This is a genomic window from Nakamurella aerolata, from assembly GCF_013002705.1.
Lineage (GTDB): Bacteria > Actinomycetota > Actinomycetes > Mycobacteriales > Nakamurellaceae > Nakamurella > Nakamurella aerolata.
Map to the genome: position 1 here is coordinate 76,545 of NZ_JABEND010000014.1, position 14,557 is coordinate 91,101.

13 protein-coding genes are annotated in these 14,557 nt (G+C 71.1%); 2 read left to right on the forward strand and 11 right to left on the reverse strand.

From position 1 onward, the window contains the following. Positions 1 to 155: 155 nt before the first annotated feature. Positions 156 to 1,303, forward strand: a protein-coding gene (locus tag HKD39_RS17805; RefSeq protein ID WP_171201214.1) for an IS3 family transposase whose coding sequence is annotated in 2 segments (ribosomal slippage) — positions 156 to 429 and positions 429 to 1,303 — 1,149 coding nt in all. Because the reading frame shifts where the segments join, the coding sequence is not laid out codon by codon here. Between the two features lie 101 nt (positions 1,304 to 1,404). Here the strand turns inward: HKD39_RS17805 and HKD39_RS17810 are convergent. Further along, a complete protein-coding gene (locus tag HKD39_RS17810) occupies positions 1,405 to 5,196 on the reverse strand; it encodes an AAA family ATPase (RefSeq protein ID WP_171201215.1) in 3,792 nt (1,263 codons plus the stop codon). A gap of 54 nt (positions 5,197 to 5,250) precedes the next feature. Continuing rightward, positions 5,251 to 6,495 carry an FAD-dependent oxidoreductase gene (locus tag HKD39_RS17815; protein ID WP_171201216.1) on the reverse strand — a complete coding sequence of 415 codons (1,245 nt, stop codon included), beginning with the start codon at positions 6,493 to 6,495 and terminating at the stop codon, positions 5,251 to 5,253. A 38-nt stretch (positions 6,496 to 6,533) separates the two neighbouring features. Between HKD39_RS17815 and HKD39_RS17820 the strand changes: the two genes are divergently transcribed. Then, complete coding sequence (locus tag HKD39_RS17820) at positions 6,534 to 7,169, forward strand: TetR/AcrR family transcriptional regulator (RefSeq protein WP_171201217.1); 636 nt, start codon at positions 6,534 to 6,536, stop codon at positions 7,167 to 7,169. Here HKD39_RS17820 and HKD39_RS17825 read toward each other — a convergent pair. The 9 genes from HKD39_RS17825 to HKD39_RS17865 form a co-directional block, all read right to left on the reverse strand. After that, positions 7,147 to 7,467 carry an acylphosphatase gene (locus HKD39_RS17825; protein ID WP_171201218.1) on the reverse strand — a complete coding sequence of 107 codons (321 nt, stop codon included), beginning with the start codon at positions 7,465 to 7,467 and terminating at the stop codon, positions 7,147 to 7,149. The genes HKD39_RS17820 and HKD39_RS17825 overlap by 23 nt on opposite strands. 99 nt (positions 7,468 to 7,566) lie before the next feature. After that, a complete protein-coding gene (locus tag HKD39_RS17830) occupies positions 7,567 to 9,087 on the reverse strand; it encodes a bifunctional phosphatase PAP2/diacylglycerol kinase family protein (RefSeq protein WP_212754722.1) in 1,521 nt (506 codons plus the stop codon). After that, positions 9,084 to 10,178 carry a COX15/CtaA family protein gene (locus HKD39_RS17835; RefSeq protein ID WP_171201219.1) on the reverse strand — a complete coding sequence of 365 codons (1,095 nt, stop codon included), beginning with the start codon at positions 10,176 to 10,178 and terminating at the stop codon, positions 9,084 to 9,086. Before HKD39_RS17835 ends, HKD39_RS17830 begins: the two co-directional genes overlap by 4 nt. Positions 10,179 to 10,299: 121 nt before the next feature. After that, positions 10,300 to 10,866: an NUDIX hydrolase gene (locus tag HKD39_RS17840; RefSeq protein ID WP_171201220.1), complete on the reverse strand. Its 567-nt coding sequence runs from the start codon at positions 10,864 to 10,866 to the stop codon at positions 10,300 to 10,302. A gap of 224 nt (positions 10,867 to 11,090) precedes the next feature. After that, positions 11,091 to 12,017 carry a bifunctional DNA-formamidopyrimidine glycosylase/DNA-(apurinic or apyrimidinic site) lyase gene (mutM, locus tag HKD39_RS17845; RefSeq protein ID WP_171201221.1) on the reverse strand — a complete coding sequence of 309 codons (927 nt, stop codon included), beginning with the start codon at positions 12,015 to 12,017 and terminating at the stop codon, positions 11,091 to 11,093. Between the two features lie 3 nt (positions 12,018 to 12,020). Continuing rightward, positions 12,021 to 12,971, reverse strand: coding sequence for a ribonuclease III (rnc, locus tag HKD39_RS17850; RefSeq protein WP_171201222.1), 951 nt, complete (start codon positions 12,969 to 12,971; stop codon positions 12,021 to 12,023). 16 nt (positions 12,972 to 12,987) lie between these two features. Beyond that, positions 12,988 to 13,167, reverse strand: coding sequence for a 50S ribosomal protein L32 (rpmF, locus tag HKD39_RS17855; RefSeq protein WP_171201223.1), 180 nt, complete (start codon positions 13,165 to 13,167; stop codon positions 12,988 to 12,990). 112 nt (positions 13,168 to 13,279) lie between these two features. Then, a complete protein-coding gene (locus tag HKD39_RS17860) occupies positions 13,280 to 13,900 on the reverse strand; it encodes a YceD family protein (protein WP_171201224.1) in 621 nt (206 codons plus the stop codon). Between the two features lie 85 nt (positions 13,901 to 13,985). Beyond that, the gene (locus HKD39_RS17865; protein ID WP_171201225.1) at positions 13,986 to 14,351 is read right to left on the reverse strand and encodes a hypothetical protein; all 366 of its coding nucleotides are present in this window, start codon (positions 14,349 to 14,351) and stop codon (positions 13,986 to 13,988) included. Positions 14,352 to 14,557 lie beyond the last annotated feature (206 nt).

The following is a 14,557-nucleotide window of genomic DNA, read 5'->3' on the forward strand; positions in this document are numbered from 1 at the left end:
GCGGCCGTCGGTTCCGGCGGTGCGGTTGCGGCACGGTGCGGTTGCGGCACGGTGCGGTTCCGGCACGGGACGAGGCGGGCTTCGGGGTGACGTGGCCCCTTCGGGGTGGTCCATGTGTTGTGAGAGTCCGAGAGCCCAGACTGTGGGCGAGGAGGATGATCACGATGAAGCGTCATCGGCATACCCCGGAGCAGGTGGTTCGCAAGCTCCGGGAGGGTGAGCGGTTGCTCAACGAGGGCAAGGACCTTGCTGAGGTGCTCCGCGTGTTGGAGGTTTCCGAGGCGACGTGGAACCGCTGGCGCGCTCAGTACGGGGGCATGAAGGTGTCAGAAGCGAAGCGGCTCAAGGAGTTAGAGGTCGAGAACGCGCGGTTGAAGAAGTTGGTTGCGAACCAGGCGTTGGATATCGACATGCTGAAGGAGTTGGCTGAGGGAAACTTCTGACCCCGGACCGTCGCCGCCGCGCTGTGGCGCATGTGCGGGAACGGTTCGGGGTTTCGCAGCGGCGGGCTTGTCGGGTGGTCGGGGTGCACCGCTCGACGGTGCGGCTGGCGCGGCGGGTACGCCCGGATGAGGAGAGTCGGCTGCGTGGACGGTTGCGGCGGATCGCCCCGGAGCATCCGCGGTGGGGGTGGCGGATGGCGTATCGGCTGCTGCGTCGGGAGGCTTGCGGGCCGTGGCGGGCGGTGAATCACAAACGGATTCAGCGGCTGTGGCGCGAGGAAGGGTTACGGCGACCTGTCCGTTCCCGTAAGCGCCGCCGGGTGGCAGCCGATACCACGGTTCGGTTCCGGGCACAGCGGCCGAATCACGTGTGGGCGTTGGATTTCCAGTTCGACGAGACCACCGACGGGCGCCGGCTGAAGTCGCTGCATATCGTCGATGAGTACACCCGAGAAGCGTTGGCCATGCGGATCGGCAGAACCTGCACCAGCGACGAGGTCGTCGAGGTACTCACCGCCCTGATCGCGGTCCGCGGCGCTCCCGAGCACCTGCGGATGGACAACGGCCCGGAGATGATCGCCTGGGCGCTGCGTGACTACTGCCGGATGACCGGGACCCGGACCAGTTTCATCGAGCCAGGCGCGCCGTGGGAGAACCCGTTCATCGAGTCGTTCAACGGGCGGGCCCGCGACGAGTTGTTCAACGTCGAAGAGTTCGGCACGGTCCTGGAGGCCCAGGTGATTGTCGAAGCCTGGCGGATCGAGTACAACACCTACAGGCCGCACTCCTCGCTCGGGGACCGCACCCCAGCCGAGTTCGCGGCCAGCTGGACACCCAACACACAACCAGCACTCTCATAGCAGGTGGACCACATCACGGGGTCCCGTCAGGGGTGACGACGAACCGCGCCGTCCGGTGCCCGCGCCGGCCCGGGCGCGGGCACCGCCGTGGACTCCCGCGGTTAACCGACCGGGCTGCGCTCCACGTCGGTACCGACCCCGGCTGCGGCGGAATCAGTGGTGGCGCGCGGCGCGGGAGTGTCGACGGGCTCGTCCGCGCGGCCTTTGATGCGCTGGCTGATCACCTGGGTGATGCCGTCGCCGCGCATCGACACCCCGTACAGCGCGTCGGCGGCCTCCATGGTGAATTTCTGGTGGGTGATGATGATCAGCTGGCTGGAGTCGCGCAGTTCGGAGAGCAACCCGACCAGCCGGGTCAGGTTGGTCTCGTCAAGGGCGGCCTCCACCTCGTCCATCACGTAGAACGGGCTGGGCCGGGCCCGGAAGATCGCCACCAGCAGCGCCACCGCTGTCAACGAGCGCTCGCCACCGGACAGCAACGACAGCCGCTTCACCTTCTTGCCGGGCGGTCTGGCGTTCACCTCGATACCGGTGGTCAGCATGTCGGACGGGTCGGTCAGCACCAGTTCACCCTCGCCGCCGGGGAACAGCGTGCCGAACACCGTGACGAACTCGCGGGCCACGTCGTGGTAGGCGCTGGTGAACACCTCGAGGATCTTGTCGTCCACCTCTTTGACGACGGTGAGCAGATCCTTGCGGGTGGATTTGATGTCTTCCAGCTGGGTGGACAGGAAGGCGTGCCGCTCTTCCAGCGCCGCAAACTCCTCCAGCGCCAACGGGTTCACCTTGCCGAGCAGCGCCAGTTCCTTCTCGGCGCGCTTGGCCCTGCGTTCCTGTTCACCGCGGTCGAACGGCGTCGGCTGCGGCGCGCTCACTTCGTCGCCGCGTTCTTTGGCGGCGGTGTACTCCCCCATCTCGAGCGCGGTGGGCGGCACCGGCACGTCCGGGCCGAACTCTGCCACCAGATCGTCCGGCGCCATCGAGAAGTCCACCGCGATGCGCTCGGTGAGCTGCTGGTGCCGCAGCGTCTGCTGGGCGCGCTGCACCTCGTCGCGGTGCACCGCATCGGTGAGCTTGTCCCACTCGGACTGCAGACCGGCTACCGCCGCCCTGGCCTCGCCGGCCTCCTGTTCGGCCGCCTGCCGGGCCTGCTGCGCCGATTCCCGTTGCCGCGCAGCGGTTTCCAGCGCGTGCTGCAGCTTCTCAGCGGCGGCGGCGCCGATCTCGACGACGCGTCTGGCGACCGCCGCTCCGGCCGCCCGGCGGCGCACCGCCTGTTCCGCGCGGAGCCGGGCGTCGCGTTCGGCCCTGGCGGCCCGGCGCAGCGACTCTGCGGTGCCGGCGCCGGCCTTGGCCCGTTCCTCCGCCGTGCGCAGCGCCAGCCTGGCCTCCACCTCGGCCTGCCGCACCTGCTGGGCGTGCTCGGCGGCGGCGTCGCGGGCGCTCGGGTCCACCTCGTCGGGGTGATCGGCACCGGCGTCGGATTCGGTCGCGGCGGCCAGTCGTTGTTCCAGATCGGCGAGTGCGTCCCGGTGCTGCTGCCTGCTGATCTGCACCTGATCGCGTTGCCGCTCAAGGCGTTCGGCCTCTGCCGTCGCGGACCTGGCGGTGGCGCCGAGCCGGCCGAGTTGGTCGGTGACGGCGGACAGTTGCGCGTCGGACTCGTGCAGGGCGGCCAGCGCGGTCCTGGCCCTGGCGCCGAGTTGTTCGGCTTCGGCGCTGGCGCCGGCGTGGGCGGCGGTCAGTTCACCGCTGCGGGCCTGCACCGCGGCCAGCGCGGTCTCCGCTTCGCTCACCGCCGCCTGGATCTCCAGCACCGACGGCGCGCCGGGGCTGCCGCCGATCGCCCAGCCAGCCCCGAAGAGCTCGCCTGTTCCGGTCACCACCCGCAGGTCGGGTTGCGCCGCAAGCAGTTCGGCCGCTTGGAAAGCTCCGGCGGCGCCAGCGGCACCGACGGTCGCGGTCTCGGTGCCGGCATCGGCGGTGGCGGCGCCGGCCGTGGCCGCATCGGCGGTAGCGGTGCCGGCTTCGGCCGAGGCGGGCTGGCCGAGTGGCAGGATCACCACGCCGCCCAGCAATCGCCGCAGGGCGGGCAGGAACGCGGCGGGTGCGCTCACCTGATCGACCGCCCACACCGCCCCGGTCGGCAGCGCGGGGCGCGGCGGTTCGATGGGAGCCGCGGCGTCACCGACCAGCAAGCTGACCTGCCCGGCGTCCTGTTCCCGCAGCCGCTCCAGCGCCCGTTGCGCCGCGGAAACATCTTGCACGGCAACGGCTTCGGCCAGGTTGCCGAGCGCCGCGGCGACTGCCGCCTCGTAGCCGGGCGTCACCGTCAGCACGGTCGCGACCGGGCCGAGTACCCCTGGCAGGTCGGCGGCCAGCAGGGTGCCGGCGCCGTCCTTGCTCTGGGCGTGCATGGTCAGGGCGTCCAACCGGGCCTGCAGCCTGGTCTGTTCGGTGGCCGCCTCGCGCAGCGAGGCGTCGAGTTCGGCGACCCTGGCGGCTGCCGCCTGTGCGGCCTGCTCGGCGTCCATGTGGGCTTCGTCCAGCCCGATCTCGGACGAGTCAAGACCCTGCACCTGATCCTGCAGCTGCTGGAACTGCTGCTCGGCCTGCGCGGCGCGCTGGCGGGCCTCGGTGACGGCCGATTCCAGCCGGGCGCTCTCGTCGTCGGCCGAGGCCAGCCGCGACCGCGCCGCGTTCACCTGCCCGGACAGCCGGGCCAGTCCCTCGCGGCGGTCGGCGATGGCGCGCCCCGCCGCCACCAACTCGGCCTCGGCGTCGCGGAGCCGCTGCTCGGCGTCTCTGCGGGTCTGCTCGGCCGCCTCCAACTGCGCGGTGGCCGCGGCGACCAGCTGTTGCCGCTCGGTCTGCTCGGCCTCGGCCTGTTCGGCCTGCCGGTCCAGTTCTTCGGGGTCGCGCCCGCTGCGCTGGTGTGCCGGTTCGGCGGACAGGTTGCGCTCGCGTTCCTCCGCAAGGCCGAGCGTGCCGCGGAACCGCTCGGACAGCGCCGACAGCGCGAACCAGACGTCCTGTGCCGCCTGCAGCGTTGGGGTGGCCTCGGCCAGCGCCGCGGCGGCCCGCTCGGCGCGTTCGGTGGCGTCGGCGAGCGCCTTCTGCACCCGTTCGCGGTGCTCGACGGCGGCCTGCTCGTCGGCGGTCTCCTTGGCGATCTGCTCGGCCAGCTGCACGTAGTCGTGCGCCGCCAGCCGCAGCTTGGCGTCCCGCAGATCCGCCTGCACGCCCGCTGCGCGCCTGGCCACCTCTGCTTGCCGGCCCAGCGGCTTGAGCTGCCGGCGCAGCTCGGAGGTGAGGTCGGTGAGCCTGGTCAGGTTGGCCTGCATGGCGTCGAGCTTGCGCAGTGCCTTCTCTTTGCGCTTGCGGTGCTTGAGCACCCCGGCGGCCTCTTCGATGAAGGCCCTGCGGTCTTCGGCGCGGGCGGACAGCACCGCGTCGAGCTGGCCCTGCCCGACGATGACGTGCATCTCGCGGCCGATGCCGGAGTCGGACAGCAGCTCCTGGATGTCGAGCAACCGGCAGCTCGAGCCGTTGATCTCGTACTCGCTGGCGCCGTCCCGGAACATCCGGCGGGTGATGGAGACCTCGGTGTAGTCGATCGGCAGCGCGCCGTCGGCGTTGTTGATGGTCAGGGTGACCTCGGCCCGGCCCAGCGGCGGCCGGTCGGCGGTACCAGCGAAAATGACGTCTTCCATCTTGCCGCCGCGCAACGCCTTGGCACCCTGCTCCCCCAACACCCAGGCGATGGCGTCGACGACGTTGGACTTGCCGGAGCCGTTGGGCCCGACGACGGCGGTGATGCCGGGTTCCAGCTGCAGGGTGGTCGAGGACGCGAACGACTTGAAGCCCTTGAGGGTCAATGACTTCAGGTACACGCTGCTGCGACCACTTCCTGTACGAGGCGAACCGGTTTCGACAACGTGATGAGGTTACCCGTCCCTGAGGCGTTCCCGGCGGAGGCCGAGCCCGACGAATCGCCCGGTCAGCCGGCGCAGCGCCGGAACCGCGTTCAGCACCCGAAGGGCGCGCGGCGGCCGCAGCGACGTGCGCCGTTCCAGCGACGTCGGGTACATGCCGCGCAGCAGCCGGGTCTGGGCGAACTGGGTGATCGCCACCGGCAAGGCCCTACGGCGCCGGACGGCGTCAAGGTCGCGCTCGCCTGGGATGCGTCCTTGCCGCAGGATCGGCCCGAGCCGGTTGGCCGTCGCCACCGCGTCGGCGATCGCCAGATTGATGCCGACCCCGCCGGCGGGCGACATTGCATGCGCGGCATCGCCGATGCAGAGCAGCCCCGGCCGATGCCAGCGGCGCAGCCGGTCCACCCGCACCGTCAGCTCATGGACCTGGTCCCAGCAGGTGAGGTCGTCGGTCAGCCGCCGGCGCAGCGCCGGTTGCACGCCGGCCACCCTGCGGCGGAACTCGTCGAGTCCCTGGTCCCGCAGTGCCGCGCCGGCTCCGTGCGGTAACACGTATGCCAGCTGCCAGTAGTCGCCGCGGTTGATGCTGATCAGCACGCCGCTGGGGCTGGAGGTGAACAGCGTGAACTCTTCGCTGCTGTCGCGATTGTTGTTGCGGGGCAGGCGGAACCACCAGACGTCGATCGGTGACTGCCGGGAGGTCGGGGCCAGCCCGGCGGCGCTGCGCACGGTGGAGTGGCGGCCGTCGGCACCGATCACCAAACCCGCCCGGATCGCGATGGGCTCGCCGTCCCGCTCGGCGGTGACGCCGACCACGGTGTCCCCTTCGGTCAGCAAGCCCGTCACTGTGGTGTTGCGCTGCAACGAGAATGCCGGCAGGACGGCGGCCTTGTCGGCGAGAAACGACAGGAAGTCCCACTGCGGCACCAGCGCGATGTACCGGTGGTGTACCGGCAGCCGGGTGAAGTCGGCAACCTGAAACTGTTGGCCGGCAACGGATACCGTCACCCGCTCGACCCGCTGATGCGGCAGCGTCAGGAAGTCGGTGTCCCAGCCGAGTTGGTGCAGCAGCTCCAGCGTCGACGGGTGGATGGTGTCGCCCCGGAAGTCGCGGAAGAAGTCGGCGTGCTTCTCCAGCACGGTCACGGTGATCCCGGCACGGGCCAGCAGCAGCCCGGTGACCATCCCGGCGGGGCCGCCGCCGACGACGCACACCGTTGGGTCCCGGTCCGATTCGGCAGATGGGGGCTTGGGCATGCCACCACGGTGAGCCGCCGAGGTGCAGACTGGCAACCATGGTCAATAACCGCCGCGGTCGACCGGCCAGCGACTCCGATGTCCGCGAGCGCATTGTCTCCGCAGCTCGCAGCGCGTTTCTGGAGCGTGGCTATGCGGCGACGACGGTGCGCGGGATCGCCGAAGCGGCGGGGGTGAGCCACAGTCTGATCAATTATCACTTCGGCGGGAAGGAGGGCCTGTTCGCCCAGGTGATCGATCTGGCCGTCGGCCCTGGGCAGATCCTCGACCGGGTCGCGACCCTGTCCAGCGCTCGCGAGTTCGCGCCGCAGTTGCTGGACGCCGCGCTGGGTTGGTGGGAGCTGCCGCAGGTGCAGCAGCGGCTGCGGGAGCTGCTCGCGGCCGCCGCCACCGACGCCGCGGCCGGCGCGGTGTTCGCCAGCTACCTTCAGGTCAACGTGGTGGATCGGCTGCTCGAGGTGCTGCCGGTGCCCGCCGGACCGGACGCACGGGGCCGGGTCAGCGCCGCGGCGGCGGTGATCGCCGGGGTGTTCCTGACCCGCTACGTGCTGCACCTGGCGCCGATCGCGCAGCTGAGCCGCGCCGAGGTGGTGCGGTTCGCCGGGCCGACGCTGGCCGCCGCGCTGGCCGGCCCGCTCCCGGCGCCCGGGGTCAGCGCTCGCGGAACCCGCTGAGGCCGCCGCGGGCCGGGCCGAACTGTTCGGAGACGAACGCCACCGAACCTGGGGTGGAGCCGCCGCGCAGCGCGGCGAGCAGCCGCTCGCACGCCGAGCGCGGCCCCTCGGCAATCACCTCGACCCTGCCGTCCGGCTTGTTGCTCGCCGACCCCACCAGCCCGAGTTCCAGCGCCCGCGCACGGGTCCACCAGCGGAACCCGACACCCTGCACCTGGCCTTGCACGAAGGCGGTCAGCCGCACCTGCTCGTCGGCGGCGGTCCCGCCGGAATCGCTTGCTGGGCCGGGGTTGTCCATACCCGCCAGCCAACCAGATCGGCGCCGTCGGCCGCTGGCCCCGGTGAGCAGTTCTCGGCCGTGTTCAGCCGTGCAGGCGTGCTGGCCGGCCGCCGTCCCTCAGCCGTGGTAGACGGTGAGCGTCTTGGGCAGCACCCGCAGCCGGAAGGCGCTGCCGGGGTTGGTGACCTCGCCGTCGTGGGCAGCCGGGACCGGGTCGCCGGCCACGTCGATGGTCAGCGCCGGCGCCTGCACGGTGCCGTACACCCTGGTGCGCTCCACCAATCCGATCAACGAGGCGAGCACCCCGATGGTGGTGGAGAAGCGCCGGTCGGCGCGCAAGAACTGTGCGTCGAGGACGCCGTCGTCGAGCCGTTCCCGCCAGGCCGGCGCCAGCCCACGCGGGGAGTAGCGGCCGTTGCCGATGAACATCGCCCAGACCGGCACCCGCTCGCCGTTGATGGTCACCGTCATCGGTTGGTGCTTGCGAGCTGTGCGCCACAGCGCGACGGCAGCCGCTGGCCATTTGCCGATCCGGTGGCTGAGCCGATCACGCCGCTCGACCAGCTCGGGGTAGCCGCCGAGGCCTGCGGTGTTCAGGAAAAGCTTGTCGTTCAGTTCGGCGACGGTGACGGCGCCGGCCCGCCCGTCGCGCAGCGCGGCCGCGGTGTCGGCGTGGGTGTCGAGCGCCAGCGCTCCGGCGAAGTGGTTCAGGGTTCCGGCCGGGAGCACCGCAAGCGGCAGCCCGCGGTCCAGCGCGACCTGCGCCACCGAGGCGACCGTGCCGTCTCCCCCGGCGACGCCGAGCGCCCGCACCGAGGCGCCGTCGGGGCCGTCCAGCGCCGCGTCAAGCGCGTCGGCCACGCCGTGTTCGCTCGGGTCCCAGCGCACGACCCGCGTCTTCGGCAGCAGCTCCGTGATGGCCTGCTCGGCCCCGGACGCGGTCCCCGACGCGGAGTTGATGAGCAGCAGCAGGCCGGCGCCGTCCAGCAGCGGCGGCGCGGTCGCGTCCGGCATCTCCGCCGGCGCAAAAGGCTTGGCCGGCCAGATCTTTGCACCGAGCACCGCGATCCCGGCGCCGATCGCCGCGCCGGTGACAACGTCAGACGGGTAGTGCACGCCGACATGCACGCGCGAGTAGGAAACGGCCCCGGCCAGCGGGGCGAGGACCGCAGCGGTGGCCGGCCACTCGACGGCGGCGCCGGTGGCGAAGGCGGCGGCGGAGGCGGCGTGGCCTGACGGGAACGACGACGTCCACGGCTGCTTGCCGATCTGCCGCAGCCGGTTGACCCGATCGGCGGCTGGGCGCCGGCGGCCGACGAGCGGTTTGATCACGGTGTTGGACAGCAGGCTGGCCTCGGCCAGCGAGGTGATGCCGCGCAGCGCCGCCCGCCGTCCGCGCTTGCCGGTGGCGGCGAGCGCGCCGGCCACCCCGAACCACAGCAGGCCGTGGTTGGCGCTGGTGGTCAGCGCGCGCAGGCCGCGGTCGACCGGGGTCGGCGTCGTGGGTGCGCCGCGCAGCCGGCGGGTGGTCTGTCTGGTCGCCGCGGCCAACCAGTTGCCGCGACCGGCGATCCGCCAGCGCGGGTCGAACCGGTCGGGTGCGACGGTCCGGACCAACCGGCGTCCGGCCCCGCTCACCTGCCCACCTCGGCGGTGCCGGGCCCGGCAGAGCCGGCGTGGCCGGCGGTGCGACCGGCCGCCGTAGCCGGCCCGCCAACACTGCTAGCCGGCCCGCCAACGGTGGGGGCCGCGCCGGCGAACCGGGCGGCCAGGTAGATGCGCACCGCGCCGGCCCAGAGCATCGCGGCCATCAGCAGGTGGACGATCACCATCACGATCGGCAGGTTGGTCATCGCCTGCACAATGCCGACAACACCCTGCAGCACCACCAGCCCCAGAAACACCTGGGAGCGTCTCCGCACCTCGCGGAACCGGCCAGCAGGGGAAATGCCGGCGGCGTAGATCAGCGCGATCACCAGCATGGCGGCCGCCGCGACGCCGTGCACGATGGTCACCGCGGTCCAGTCGAAGCCCATCCGTTTGGTGGCGTTGTCGTCGCCGGAGTGCGGTCCGGACCCGGACACGGCGGTGCCGAACACCACCACCACACCGGTGGTCACCACCAAAAGCCCGGCCAGCGGCCGGCTGGTCGGGGCGGGCCGGCCGCGTCCCTCCAGCAGCACCAGCTCGTACGAGGCGGCCGCGGTGCCGACCAGCAGCATCGCGGCGAGGAAGTGCCCGGCAACCACCCAGGGGTTCAGACCGGTCAGCACGCTGATGCCGCCGACCACCGCGTTCAGCAGCACGATCGCCAGCTGCGCGAAGCCGGACAGGGTGATCCGGTTGCGCAGCCCCACCCGCCACCACGCGACCACGATGAACACCGCGACGCCGGCCACCAGCACCCCGGTGAGCATCCGGTTGGTCCACTCGATCATGTCGTGGAGGTTCTGCGCGGTGTACTCGGGCGCGAACTCGCCGGGCGAGCAGTTGGGCCACGACGAGCAGCCCAGCCCCGATCCGGTGAGCCGGACGATGCCGCCGCCGATGACGATGAGCAGGCTGAGCGCCACCACCGCGGCCGAGGAGTACCGCAGCCACGGGTCGACACCGTCTCCGGTGGTGTCCGCGGTACGTGCGGTGCCGGTGAGTGGGGTGCTGCCGCCAGTTGGTGCGGAGCGGGCGGCGCCGCGTCTGCTGGGCTGGCGCCCCTTGCCGGTTGTGGTCACCGCCGCCTCGCTGTCCTGTGTGTCGATGTGCTCGGGTACTGGGATTCGCGAATGTTGTGGGCGCCGATGTTCCGCCGGCCCCACCGTCGTTCTACCCACTGTAGAACTCAATCTGTCGCGGTCAGTCGGGCGCTGGTGTGCCGCTGGGATCTGCCGCCGATACCCGCACGCTGGACTCCTCGGATTCTTCCAGCACGGCTGGGTGTTCGGGGTCGGCGGACAAGTCAAGCAGCTGCACAAGGTTTCGCGGCCAGATGGCCTCGTCGGTGGCGGCCAGGTCGTCGCGGGACCACCAGCGGTGCGCCGTCATGGTGAGGCGCTCGGCGTCGGTATGGCCGGACAGGTCCAGCTCGAACACCGGAACCGTGGCGGCGAAGAACGTCTCGTGTTGCCGCACGATCTTGTCGGTGTAGCCGTGCCAGACGCTGCGAGTGGCGACCGGGCCGTGCAGCTTCCCCGGGTGCAGCCGCAGACCGGTCTCCTCGTGCAGCTCACGCAGCGCCGCCTTGGCGTCGGACTCCCCCGGCTCGGTGCCGCCGCCTGGGGTGATCCACCAGCGGTAGCCGGGCACCCCGGGGTCGCTGTCGGCGAACAACAACACCCGGCCCTCCGGGTCGGTGAGCAGCACTCGCGCCGTGCGTCGCTCTTGCACGGGGCGGTCGCCGGGATTCGGCTTTATCGGATTCATGGGCCGCCCGACGCTACCAACCCGCCACCGCGAACCACCAAGCGCCGGCTCACCCGTCATTTGACCGAAAGTGGCTTCTCGTCCCGGTTTTCACGCGGCGCCACGCTCGCGATTGCCGACGAGAAGGCAATTCCGGTCATTAGGCATCGGTGACCGGCTCGGCTCCGGCTCGCGGCGGCAGCAGTCGCGGTTCCATCGCCGCCGTCGCTCGCGGCGCGGTGACTCTAAGAGCGACCCGGCCGCTGGCACACCCGGCACAGGAAGGACGAGCGATTCATGAACGCTTCGCGGCGGATCGGGTGGCCGCAGCGCCGGCACGGCAGACCCTCGCGGCCGTAGGCGTCCAGCGTGCGGTCGAAGTAGCCGGACTCGCCGTTCACGTTGACGTACAACGCGTCGAAGCTGGTGCCGCCGACGGCGAGCGCCGCGGTCATCACCTCGGTGGCCGCATCCAGCACGGCCCGCACCGCCGGCCGGGGCAGCCGATCGGTCTGCCTGCGGTAGTGCAGTTTGGCGCGCCACAGCGCCTCGTCGGCGTAGATGTTGCCGATGCCGGAGACCACCGTCTGGTCGAGCAGAACCCGTTTCAACTCAGTGTGTTTGCCGCGGATCGCGCGTACCGCGGCGTCCCGGTCGAACAACGGGTCGAGCGGGTCGCGGCCGATGTGCGCGATCTCGGCGGGCAGCTCCGCGCCGCCGGGCGAGAATGCCATGCCGCCGAAGGTGCGCTGGTCGAGGAAGTCCAGATGCGGCCCGTCGTCGGCAAAGTCGAACCGGATCCGCAGGTGCGGATGCAGCGGCGCGGCGCCCCGGCCGGCAGCGCCCGCCCGAACAGCACCCGCCCGAACACCACCCGATGCCGCACCAGCACCAGCTCGAGCACCAGCACCAGCACCGACCCGGAACTGGCCGCTCATGCCCAGGTGTGCGAGCACCGCGTCGCCGTCGTCGAGCACCAGCCACAGGTACTTGCCGCGGCGGCGGACCTGTTCGATGGTGCGGCCGGCCAGCACGGCGGCAAAGTCATTGCGGCCACCGGGATGTCGGCGGACGGCACGGTCGGAGTGCACCTGGACGGCTGCGATGCGCCGACCGGTGATGTGTTCGGCCAGTCCCCTGCGGACTACCTCGACCTCTGGCAGTTCCGGCACGGGTCAGCCGCGCGGCGGACCGGCGGGACCCGCGGGTCCCGCCGAATCGCCGGGATCGGCCGGCGGCACCGGTGTGGCACCCGGAGCTCCCCGTTCGGACCCGGCGGCACCGGCGCCAGCAGCGGCACCGTCGCCAGCGGCAGTAGCGGCACCGGCGTCAACAGCGGTGTCAGTGCCGGCCACGGTGTCAGTGCCGGCGGCAGCGGCAGCTTCGGAAGCGGAACCGTCCGGCTCGGACAGCGCGGTGTAGGCGTTGCCCGCCGCGCGCTGCTCTGCCTCTTTCTTGGTGCGCCCGGTGCTCGGCTCGCCGTACGGCACACCGTCGACCACCACCTGCGCGGTGAACTGCTTGAGATGGTCGGGACCGCTCTGTTCGATGCGGTACTCCAGCGGCCCCATGCCGCGGGTGGCGACCAGCTCCTGCAGCGACGTCTTCCAGTCAAGGCCGGCACCCAGCAGCGGAGCCCCGGAGATCAGCGCGTCGAACAGTCGCAGCACCACCACCCTGGTCGGCTCCAGGCCGTGCTGCAGGTACAGCGCGCCGATCAGGGCCTCGGTGGCGTCGCCGAGGATGGACGCCTTGTCGCGACCGCCGCTGGACTCCTCACCCTTGCCGAGCAGCAGCATGTCGCCGAGACCGATCGACCTGGCCACCCCGGCCAGCGCGTTCATGTTGACGATCGACGCGCGCATCTTGGCCAGCTGACCCTCGGGCAGCTCGGTGTGCTCGTGGTACAGCTTCTCGGTGACGACGATGCTCAGCACCACATCGCCGAGAAACTCCAGCCGCTCGTTGTCCGGGATGCGGCCGTGCTCGTAGGCGTACGAGCGGTGGGTCATCGCCAACAGCGCAAGCTCGGCGTCGAGATCGACGCCGAGCTTGGCGGTGAGCTGTTGATGCAGTTCTGGGGCTATGCCAGCAGCGCTGGCGGGAGCGCTCCGGGCAGCACTCATATCCCTGTCCGTGTGATCAGGCCTCGACGACCTGGCGACCCGCGTACTGCCCGCAGTTGGGGCAGGCGGTGTGCGGCAGCTTGAGCTCGCCGCACGCGGGGTTCGGGCAGGGCACGAGCGTCGGCACGGTGGTCTTCCACTGCGAGCGACGCGCCCGGGTGTTGCTGCGGGACATCTTCCGCTTCGGGACAGCCACGACTACCTCTCCTTCAATTGCTGACTGATACTGCTGGTGGCGGCGGCTGCGCAGGGCAACCGCTGCTGGTGGCGCGGGCCGAACAGTGCCGGCCACCGTTACCGGTGACGCACTACTCGGGACGGGTCCGACTCGGGTCGGAATCGCGGTCGGACCGGGGCGTTTGCTGCTCCGCAGCGTTGCCTTCGGTGCCGAACTTCTCGGCCAAGGCCGCCCAGCGCGGGTCCAGTATCTCATGAGAATGGCCAGGCTCCGCATCGGCGAGCCGAACGCCACATTCGGAGCACAGCCCGAGGCAGTCGTCGCTGCACAACGGCACCATCGGCATGGCCAGCGTGAGCTCGTCAACCACCAGCGGCCGCAGGTCGATCAGGTCGTCCTGCACCCGCGGCAGTTCGTCGTCGTCGGTGGTCTCGTCGGTGGTGGAGCCAGGGTAGGCATACAGCTCGCGGAGCTTGGCGCTGACGTTCTCCTTGACCGGTTCAAGGCAGCGGGCGCACTCGCCCTCGGCGGTCGCCGAGGCGGTGCCGGACACCAGCACCCCTTCGGTGACGGACTCCAGCCGCAGCGCCAACCGCACACTGCCACCGGCCGGGACGGCGATCACCGGCAGGCCGATCGGCTCGTCGACGGGTACATCGAGGGTCACCGGCTTGTAGCTGCCGGGGCGCCGGCCGAGGGTGCGGACGTCGAGCACCCAGGGCGAGTTCGGGTTGAGATGAGTTGCAGTCATGACGGGTCAAGGCTACGTCTCACCGGGCCGCGTCGAGTCTGACGCCGCGGGGAGTCTGACGCCGCGGTCCGCAAGCGGCGCTGATCTACCCGTTGTGCGGCAGGGCGGTGCACGGCAGCCGTACCGACCAGCCGCCCGGCGCAGCGGCCACCTGCACGGCGACGGCGCCGGCGTCACAGCTGACCTCGGCCTCGTGCACCCCGTCCGACCAGTCCGGACCGACCCTGGTGGAATCGCCGCGCCAGGCCGCCAACGCCAGCACCACCACCCCTGCTGCCAGGGCCACTCCGACAACCGGACGCGCCCGCGGCCAGCGGTCGGCCGCGACCTGCAGGGCCACCACACCGGCGGCCAGCAACAACATGGCGGCCGTCATCCCCCACCGCACCAACGGAAAGGCGACTTCCCCTGGCACCAGAGCCGCATAACGGAACATCGAATGGTCGTTCATGAAATACGAGGCGCACCACAACACCACAGAACCGGCTAGGCCGCCGACAAGCGCCACGCGCAGATCCCAGTCACGAGCCAACACGGCTCTTCGACTTTCCGCGGGGTGGGTCGTTCATGCTGCGGTCGGTCGCTGTCGGGTGACGGCGATGTGGATCATGATGCGCCTTCGGTAGTTGGTCATGTTCCGGAACCCGCAGGCCACGC